This is a genomic window from Brucella grignonensis (genome assembly GCF_002252505.1).
Taxonomy (GTDB): Bacteria; Pseudomonadota; Alphaproteobacteria; order Rhizobiales; family Rhizobiaceae; genus Brucella; species Brucella grignonensis.
Window position 1 is genome coordinate 1 of sequence record NZ_NNRL01000098.1, and the last position, 810, is coordinate 810.

Sequence of the window (810 nt, forward strand, 5' to 3'; positions counted from 1 at the left end):
GCAGCAATCCCAGGCTTCAGTGCCGCGATGGGATGTCTACAGTTCGGGGCGGCAATCCTCCGTCCTCGTCTTTTCCAACGAGCAAAAGGAGTAATGCGCCTATGAACCTATCGGCTCGCATAAGGCCGTACGCGGCGACCGCAGCGATGGCGGCGGTATTTTCCCTGACCTTGGTCGAGCCTAGCTTCGCCCAGGCGGGCGGGATCGAAAGTGTGCTGCAGAATATCGTCAACATGCTTACCGGCAATGTCGCGAGACTGCTGGCCATCATCGCCGTGATCATTGTCGGCATCGCATGGATGTTCGGCTACCTCGATCTGCGCAAGGCGGCCTTTGTCGTGCTTGGCATCGGAATCATCTTCGGTGCGACCGAGATCGTCAACATGATCTCAGGAGGCTAGTGCGTGACCGAGCGGATTGCCCTTGAGGAAGACACGCTGTTTCTCGCCTGCACCAGGCCGGCGATGATCGGCGGCGTGACGATGGAGGCGATGGGGATCAACATGATCTTCACGACGATCCTCTTCATCGTCGCGGGATCGGTGGCCTACGCGCTCGTCGGCCTGGTGTTCCACGTCATCTTCAAGGCGATCGTCAAGCACGACCACAATATGTTCCGCGTGCTGCTCGGCTGGGTCGAGACGCGGGGCAGAACTCGCAACAGCGGGTTCTGGGGCGGATCGAGTCTCACTCCGATGAAGCTCGTTCGGCGCTATGACGAAAGGGACCTCGGCCTTGCCTAGTACCGTTACCGTCAGAAGCCGTGAGCTCGAACCCGAGACCTTCATCCCCTACGTCCGCCACATCGAC

Annotated in this window: 2 protein-coding genes; both read left to right on the top strand. The window is 59.8% G+C overall.

Going from position 1 to position 810, the window contains the following annotated elements:
- The first annotated feature begins 101 nt into the window (after positions 1-101).
- Positions 102-401, top strand: a complete 300-nt coding sequence (locus tag CEV33_RS01340; protein ID WP_094538720.1) for a TrbC/VirB2 family protein — start codon at positions 102-104, stop codon at positions 399-401.
- Positions 402-404: 3 nt separating this feature from the next.
- Positions 405-743: a type IV secretion system protein VirB3 gene (locus CEV33_RS01345; protein WP_094538721.1), complete on the top strand. Its 339-nt coding sequence runs from the start codon at positions 405-407 to the stop codon at positions 741-743.
- Positions 744-810: the final 67 nt, after the last annotated feature.

Bases quoted from the DNA above. Each gene is read 5' to 3' on its own strand.
- CEV33_RS01340 (WP_094538720.1), top strand. From the start codon at position 102: ATGAACCTATCGGCTCGCATAAGGCCGTACGCGGCGACCGCAGCGATG.